Annotated in this window: 6 protein-coding genes; 3 read left to right on the forward strand and 3 right to left on the reverse strand. The window is 66.6% G+C overall.

Features of this window, described 5'->3' with window-relative positions; all coding sequences use genetic code 11:
• Positions 1–137: 137 nt before the first annotated feature.
• The 3 genes from dacB to V7Q81_RS12990 are packed head-to-tail and all read right to left on the reverse strand — an operon-like array spanning position 138 to position 4,437.
• Positions 138–1,667, reverse strand: a complete 1,530-nt coding sequence (dacB, locus tag V7Q81_RS12980; protein WP_333843963.1) for a D-alanyl-D-alanine carboxypeptidase/D-alanyl-D-alanine endopeptidase — start codon at positions 1,665–1,667, stop codon at positions 138–140.
• Entirely contained in the window at positions 1,664–3,073 is a 1,410-nt protein-coding gene (locus tag V7Q81_RS12985; protein ID WP_333843966.1) for an MBL fold metallo-hydrolase, read from the reverse strand. Before V7Q81_RS12985 ends, dacB begins: the two co-directional genes overlap by 4 nt.
• On the reverse strand, positions 3,064–4,437 hold the full coding sequence (locus V7Q81_RS12990; protein WP_442954836.1) for an adenosylmethionine--8-amino-7-oxononanoate transaminase: 1,374 nt from the start codon (positions 4,435–4,437) through the stop codon (positions 3,064–3,066). Before V7Q81_RS12990 ends, V7Q81_RS12985 begins: the two co-directional genes overlap by 10 nt.
• A gap of 168 nt (positions 4,438–4,605) precedes the next feature.
• On the opposite strand from V7Q81_RS12990, the gene V7Q81_RS12995 reads away from it, so the two are divergent.
• The 3 genes from V7Q81_RS12995 to groES all read left to right on the forward strand — a co-directional run bounded on the left by V7Q81_RS12995 (position 4,606) and on the right by groES (position 7,952).
• Entirely contained in the window at positions 4,606–5,235 is a 630-nt protein-coding gene (locus tag V7Q81_RS12995) for a diguanylate cyclase (protein ID WP_333843968.1), read from the forward strand.
• Positions 5,236–5,360: 125 nt separating this feature from the next.
• The gene (gene ptsP, locus V7Q81_RS13000; RefSeq protein WP_333843971.1) at positions 5,361–7,127 is read left to right on the forward strand and encodes a phosphoenolpyruvate--protein phosphotransferase; all 1,767 of its coding nucleotides are present in this window, start codon (positions 5,361–5,363) and stop codon (positions 7,125–7,127) included.
• A 531-nt stretch (positions 7,128–7,658) separates the two neighbouring features.
• Positions 7,659–7,952 (forward strand): co-chaperone GroES, encoded by a 294-nt coding sequence (gene groES / locus V7Q81_RS13005; protein WP_333843973.1) that lies wholly within the window; start codon positions 7,659–7,661, stop codon positions 7,950–7,952.
• Positions 7,953–8,104 lie beyond the last annotated feature (152 nt).

Consider the following 8,104-nt stretch of genomic DNA (forward strand, 5'->3'; position numbering starts at 1 on the left):
GAAGCCCAGTACGCCTGGGCCTGGGGCCAGAACATCTGGACCGACATGCTCGCCTAATTGGCTTACCCTCAATTTGTTGGAGTCTTCCAGTTCTGTGCTCAATTAGGGTCGCAGACTTCATCTTGTTTTTGTTTGCATTATTCCAATACCCTGGCACTGGTCCCGGCCGCCCTCGGCTGGGCGCAGCAGTGCTCACCGCCTTCGTACACCCACTCGATCAGCGCTTCCATGACCGGCCGGGCGCGGCCCGCGTTGGGATGGTTGACGAAACACACGACCACGTGGCGCCGCCCGTCCCGGTCCCGCACGTAGCCGGCGATGGCGCGCACGCCCTCCAAGTAGCCCGTCTTGAGGTGGGCCTGGCCGCTGAAGGCGTTCGAGCGCATGTGTTTCTTGAGAGTGCCGTCCACGCCGGCGAGGGGCAGGGAGGCCACGAACTCCGGCATGACAGGGGAGTTCCAGGCGCGCAAAAGCAACTCGCCCAGGTGGCGGGCGCTGATGCGCTCGACGCGGGAGAGGCCTGCGCCGTTTTCCACGACCAGCTCCGGGAACTCCAGTCGGTTCTGGAACAACCAGGCCTTGATGGCCCGAGCGGCGGTCTCGGGGGTGGCGGGCGCCCCGAAGCCATGGGCGCCCAGGGTGAGCAGGAGCTGGCGCGCCATCACGTTGTTGCTGAATTTGTTGATGTCCCGCACGATCTCTGCCAGGGGCGGGGAGTCGCTGACGGCAAGCAGCTGCGCCCCTTCGGGCACCGGGCCTTCCCGCACCCCTCCCGCAAGCTGCCCGCCGAGCTCAGCCCAAAGCTGCCGGAACACGTCGCCGAACAACTTCGGATGCGCCAGCACGGAAAAACTTTCCGCTCTTTCCCCGCAGTCTTCCGGGTAGCGCCCTTCGAACACGATCCGGGCGCGGGTCCAGTCGCTGGCGATGGCGGCGTGAAAGCGGGGCTCCCAGTGCCGGCACGGGCCAGGGCCGAGCTTCAGCCGGTTGTCGATTTCCAGCCCCTCGGGGTGGGGCTCGGCGTATACCCGCACGCGGCCCTGCGCCGGCTCGGGCACGAAGCTCACCCGCACGGCGTTGAAGTTGAGGAGCAGGGCGTCGGGTTCCACGTTGTACGGGCGATAGGGCTCGCCGTCGAAGGCGCCCGGGTCCCCAGCAGGCAGGGCGAAATGGGTGCGGTCCAGCATCAGATCGCCCCGGATCACCCGAACGCCTCGGGCCCGCACCTCCCGTAACAGGAGCCAGAGCCGCTCCAGGGTGAGCTTAGGGTCCCCATAACCCTTGATCGCCAGGGGACCGTCCAACACCCCTTGCGTCACCGGGCCGCCAACGTATACCTCGGTCTTCCAGGTGTAGGCAGGTCCCAGCAGCTCCAGGGCGACAAGGGTGGTGACCAGCTTCATGGTGGAGGCGGGGTTCATGGGCGCATCCGCGTTCCAGATGAGCAGAGGCCCAGCGCCGGTCACCGGCTGCACGAACACGGCCACGCTCTCCCAGGGAATCCCGGCGGCCGCGAGGGCTTGCTGGACGGGGGGCGGCAGGGGGGAAGTGGCGAGTGCAGGCCGTGCGCCAAGCCCCAGGGCCACCAGCACCCATGCCAGCAGGGCGCCGATCCATCGGAAGGCGTTCGGGGGAGGGTGGCCCGTCGGCGGACGGAGGCGGGTCATGAAAACAGGCTCTCTACGGAGCCGGGGCCGGGAATGCTCACGTTCCAGCCGAGGCGCGTGGCGATGGCTTGCTGAAACATCGAGGCGGCGCTCGGCTCCCCGTGGACGATGTAGGTGACCGCAGGAGGGCGCCGAAAATGGGCCAACCAGGCCAAGAGCCCCGCTTGGTCGGCGTGGGCCGAAAGGCCTCCGATAGTATAGATGCGCGCCTTCACTGCCACCTCGTCGCCGAAGATCCGCACTCGCTTGGCTCCGTCCACCAGCCGACGCCCCAGAGTCCCGGCGGCCTGGAAACCGGTGATGAGGATCGCGCATTCGGGTCGGGGCAGGTTGTGCTTCAGATGATATTTGATGCGGCCCGCCTCGCACATGCCGCTCGCCGAGATGATGACAGCGCCGTGGTGAATCTGGTTCAGCGCGATGGACTCTTCCACCTCTTGGACGAAGTGGATCCGCACCCCGTTCGCCTTGGCGCTGCGCAGCCGCTCCAAGGTGGCGGCGGCCTGGGGGTCGAACAGGTCCCGGTGGCGCAAGGTCACTTCGGTGGCCGCTAGGGCCATGGGGGAGTCCACGTAGACGTCAAGGGCCGGCACTTTACCCTGGTGATGCAAGTCGGACAGCAGGAACAGCAGGTCCTGGGTGCGGCCCACGGCGAAGGCCGGCACGATCACGTTGCCCTGGTGATGGGCAACGGTGTCCACGATGGCCTGGGCGAGTTCCTCCAGGGTTTCCTTCATGCCCTTGTGGCGGCGGTTGCCGTAGGTGGACTCCACCACCAAGACGTCGGCCTCGGTGACCGGCGTGGGGTCCCGCACGATGGGATGCCCGGGTTGTCCCAGGTCGCCAGAGAAGACGAGGCGGCGGCTGCCGTGGGGAGCGTCCAGGGTGATATCGATGCTGGCCGAGCCCAGGATATGGCCGGCGTCGCGGTAAACGCAGCGCACCGATGGGTGGGGCTGTAGCGGCGTCTCGTACTCTACCGGGTGCAGGTGGCGCAGGGCCGCGCGCGCCTGGGTGACGGTATAGAGGGGGGCGGCGTCCGGTCCCCTGCCGCGCCGGCTGCGGCGCTCGTAGGTGGCGCGCTCCGCTTCTTTTTCTTGGATGTAGGCGGCGTCCGGAAGCATCACGGCCAGCAGGTCGACCGTTGCCCGGGTGGCGTAGACCGGCCCTTTGAAACCCAGGGCCACGAGTCGAGGCAGCAGCCCCGAGTGGTCGATGTGGGCGTGGGTGAGCAGGACGAAGTCGATGGTGGACGGACCGAAGGCGAGGGCTTCCCGGTTTTTGCGCTCGGCCTCCCGGCCTCCCTGGAAGAGACCGCAGTCCACCAGGAAGCGTACCGCGCCGGTGTCCACCAGAAAGCAGGAGCCGGTCACTTCTCCTGCGGCGCCCAGGAAGCTCAGCCGCATACCGCGTCCAGGCTCTCGAGGGTGCTCTTGACTAGAAACGCCATTTCCTCCGGCTCGATCACGTAGGGGGGCATGTAGTACACGGTGGCTCCCAGAGGCCGCAGGAGCAGCTCGCGCCCGAGGGCTTCGCGGAAGAGCTCCCGGGGGAAGTGGGGGCCGGCTCCCTCCACCTCGAAGGCCCAGATCATCCCCGTGTTGCGGAAGTTGCGCACCCGAGGATGGCGCTTGAGGGGCGCTGTCGCCTCGTTCATGAACCGGGCCTTGTCCCGGTTGACGACGAGCACGTTCTCCTGCTGGAAGAGATCTAGGGTGGCTAGCGCTGCTCGGCAGGCGAGGGGGTTGCCGCTATAGGAATGGGAGTGGAGAAAGCCCGCCTGCAGCTCATCGGCGTAGAACGCCTGGTAGATCTCCTCTCGGGTAAGGACCACCGACAAGGGCAAGTAGCCGCCGGTGAGCCCCTTGGAGAGGCACAGAAAGTCGGGCGTCACGCCGGCCTGCTCGCAAGCGAAGAGCGTCCCGGTGCGCCCGAAACCTACTGCGATCTCGTCGGCGATGAGATGCACCCGATAGCGGTCGCACAGGGCCCGCGCCCGGGCGAGGTACACGGGAGGGTACATGGCCATGCCCCCGGCGCATTGCACCAGGGGCTCCACGATGAGGGCCGCGATGGCCTGGTGGTGCCGCTCCAAGTGGCTTTCCAGGGCGGCGGCTGCCCGCAGCGCCCAGGCTTCCGCGCTTTCCCCCGGCGCTGCGAGCCGGCTATCGGGAGACGGCACGACGCCACAGGGGCGCAGCAGCGGCTCGTAGGTTTCCTTGTAGAGGGCCACATCTCCCACGGAGAGGGCCCCCAGGGTCTCCCCATGGTAGCTCCCTGCCAAGGTGACGAAGCCGTTCTTCGCCGGCAGGCCCATATTCTTCCAATAGTGGAAGCTCATCTTGAGGGCGATCTCCACGGCGGAGGAGCCGTCAGAGGCGAAGAAACAGTGGCCGAGCCGCCCGGGCGCCAGGGCGCTCAGCCGCTCGGCCAGCTCCACCGCCGGCGGGTGGGTGAAGCCGGCAAGGAGCACATGCTCGAGCTGCTCCAGCTGCTCGGCGATGGCGGCATTAATCCTGGGGTGGCTGTGGCCGAACAGGTTCACCCACCAGGAGCTGATGGCGTCCAGGTAGCGGCGCCCGTCGAAATCGTAAAGCCACACCCCCTTGCCCCGGGCGACCGGCACCAGGGGCAGCCACTCGTGGTATTTCATCTGGGTGCATGGATGCCATACCGCGGCGAGGCTCCTTCGCAGCAGTCTCTCGGCTTCGCTGCCAAAGGCAAGCGCGGCACTCTTGCGGGGCGTGGGAGCCGACGGTTTAATTTTCATGGTGATGGAATGACGTGTGGAACCGACGGCGGAAAGTGTATGCCAAGCGCCCGTGGTTTTGGACCGTTCTCTTTCTCCAAACTTCAAGCGTGTGCGGAATTTCTGCCGCCCGTTGGGCATCAAATTTGCTAAGAGATTCTGTGGTGGGTTAGCTGGAGAGAAGACGCCATGGAAATTCTGGAGCGCATTTCCGAGCAGATGGCCCTGTCGCCGCATCCCTTGTTTGCCATCACCATGGCGGCAGTGCCCTGCCCGGACACGCCGGTCATTCTGACACTGCACTGGCATGGCTTCATCCGGGAGAAGATCGCGCCTTTGGAGGAAGCGGAGGTGGTGCGCTATACGCCCATCCCGAGCTCGGCGCTGCAGATCAACGACCGTTGGACCCAGCTACGGGACCTGGAAGAAGCGGCCCTGGAGGCGGCGTGGGAGCTGGGGGCGTGGGACCTGGCGCGGGCAGAACGCCCTTCTTGCACCCGCCCCGGCGCCGATTCCCGGGAGGCGCTGGAATGCCTGCAAGCCTTTGGCGCCTTCCCCTACGGCATCCACGGCATGGAGATGGTGGTGAGCGAGGCGCCCGATGCCGACGAGCTGGTGGGGCTCGCCGCCCGCCGCGGCTATCTCATGTGGATGTTCCGCCCGGTGCACGGGGGCATTTGGAAGGAGGTGGCGGAGGACGCCACCCTCAATCCCGACGGTACCCGGGAGCCGCCTTGCCCCGTGGAGCCCCTGCCGGTCACGGGCGAGCGGGCGAAGCGCACCGTTTATCGCTTCGGCCAGCCTCTGAGTGCGGTCTGAGCCGATCTTGAAAAAAGAGCAGGGCGGCCTCACAGTAGACTCGTTTGTGAAGCGCGCTGTCATCTTCTGAGCCTCGGTCGAGGCGACAGCCCCGGCCGGGCCGAGCATGCTGGATCGGCTGTCCCATGAAGGTCATCCGGGGCAAGCCCCTCTCTCCAGGTTATGGCGTGGGGCGGGCAGTGGTGCTGGGCGCCGCCCGGCTCTGCCTGCCCCAGTACCGCATCGAGCCCGCCCAGGTGGAGGCCGAGCACCGGCGGCTGCAGCAGGCCTTGGACCGCTCCCGGGAAGAGTTGGAACGACTGCAGGCGCGGGTGATGGCCGAGCTGGGCCACGAGGTGGCGGACATCTTTTCGGCCCACCTGGCATTCCTGCGGGACAAGCAGTTCGTCGAGCGGGTGAAGGAGCACGTGGCCCAGAACTTGGTGAACGTGGAGCAGGCCTGCCGAGCGGTGATCACCGACCTCGCGCAGACCCTGGCGAGCGTGGACGACGAATACTTGCGGGAGCGGGAGCAGGACGTGCGGGACATGGGACGCCGAGTGCTGCGGCACTTGGCCCGACACGCCGGACCGGGGCTCGCGGAGCTTCCGCCCGAGTCGGTCATCGTGGCCCGGGAGCTCCTGCCCTCTGAGCTGATGGAGCTCACCCGGGATCACGTGGCGGCCCTCGTGACTGAGCAGGGCGGCTGGACCAGCCATGCCGCGATCCTTGCCCGGTCCCTGGGCGTTCCGGCGGTGACTGGGGCGCAGCAGGCCACCGCGGAGATCGAGCCGGGCGCACGCCTGCTGGTGGATGGCGAGGCCGGCATGGTCTGGATCGTGCCCTCGGAGGAGGACCTGGCGCGCTTTACCGTTTGTAAGGAACGCTACGAGCAGGCGGCTTCCTTGGCTGCGGCGGAGGAGCGCCAGGCGTGCGTCACCCGGGACGGCGTGCCCATTCGTCTGTACGCCAACATCGCTCGGCCTCAGGAGGCCGTGGAGGTGGCGCGGCATTACCTGGACGGGGTCGGCTTGTTCCGTACCGAATACCTGTTCCTGGGGGAGAGCGAGCCTCCCGGCTTCGAGCGCCAGCGGGAGGCCTACCGGCTGGCGGCGGAACTGCTGGCGGGCCGCCCCCTGGTGCTGCGCACCCTGGACCTGGGCGCAGACAAGAACCCCCCCTATCTCGCCGCCCGCTTCCCCGTCAACCCGAGCTTGGGGCTGCGGGGCTTGCGCCTCTGCCTGGCGGCGGAGGGGCTGTTCCGCACCCAGCTTCGGGCTATCCTCGCCAACTTTCCCCGCTACGACGTGCGCATCCTATTCCCCATGGTACTGGGTGCCGGAGACCTGCAACGGGCGCTGGCGGTGTTACGGTCGGTTGCTGCCGAAGTGGGGCTGGAAAGATTGCCCCCGGTCGGGGCGTTGGTCGAGACGCCTTCGGCGGTGTTCACCATCGCGGAGATCACAAGGCATGTAGACTTCCTCAGCATCGGCACCAACGACCTCACTCAGTACGTGCTGGCCGCGGACCGCAACGCCTTAGAGATGTTCGAGGATTGCTCAATCCTGCATCCGGCGGTGCTGCGGGCGGTCAAAACGGTGGTCCAGGCAGCCGCGGCGGCGAGGCGTCCGGTGTGCGTGTGCGGGGAAGCCGCGGGGGACCCGGCGGTGGCGCGGCTGCTGGTGGGTCTGGGGGTGCGGGAGCTCAGCATGAGCCCGGCTCTGGCGCCCCGGGTGCGTCAGCTGTTGCGGGCCTCCGTCTGCGCTGAGCTGGAGCACCTCGCCCAGCGGGCCCTGGACTGCGACGATCCCGATGGGGTGCGGAAGCTGCTCCATGGTGGCATCAGCGGAGAGCTCCCCTCACCGGGTACGGTGCCACCGACCGCCCGGCCAGCGTCTCCCGTGCAGAGTTGAAAAGTCGTCTCGCTTCCGGGCGAGTCAATGAGAGGGAGGAGGGCCGAATTACCCGCCAACGCCTGCCCCAGGAGTGCGCTCTGCCCTTCCCTGGTTTTGCGCAGGGTTCAGAAAGTCAGCGAGGTAACACCGTCCCTCGGATTGGACAGGAGCTCGGGTCCTGAAGCGTGCACGGTTGACGCTCGCGGCGGTCCGGTTTGACCAGCCGCCCCGCGGGACCTGATCTTTGAGGCCATGCCCGAGCTACTGCTCGACGCGGTAATGCTTCCGGCCCATCGGCTGTGGCGGGGCCGCGCTGGTTAACGCGAAGGACGTCGCAGCGCACGTCGAAGAGACACCCCTCGCCCCGGATCGGCCAGTTTCCTTCGGGAAGGCGATCTGCCAGGGATCGGCGCCAGGGATCCCTTTCCCGACGGAGACGGCTGTCCACCTTGCCTTTATTCCCTTCTCGAAGCTATCATTAGCACTCTTTTCAATCGAGTGCTAACAAAATCCCGTCACGAAGACAACCTGTTGAAGGAGAAAAATTTTATGAAAATCCGTCCGCTGCACGACCGGGTCATCGTCAAGCGCTTGGAAGAGGAGCGCAAGACCGCCTCGGGCATCGTGATCCCCGACACCGCCGCGGAAAAACCGGATCAGGGCGAAGTGATCGCCGTCGGCAATGGCCGGCTGCTGGAAAACGGGACCCTGCGTCCCCTGGCGGTCAAGGTGGGCGACCGGGTGCTCTTCGGCAAGTATTCGGGCCAGACCGTGAAGGTGGAAGGTGAGGAGCTCCTCGTGATGCGCGAGGAGGACATCATGGGTGTCATCGAGAACGGTTAATCGTCCCAATCATCAGAGGAGTCTGCACGACATGGCAGCGAAAGAGATCAAGTTTCGAGACGTGGCGCGGCACAAGATCGTGGCTGGCGTGAATCTACTCGCCGACGCGGTCAAGGTCACGCTGGGGCCGAAGGGGCGCAATGTGGTGATTG

This window comes from Pelomicrobium sp. (assembly GCF_036803785.1).
Taxonomy (GTDB): domain Bacteria; phylum Pseudomonadota; class Gammaproteobacteria; order Burkholderiales; family UBA6910; genus Pelomicrobium.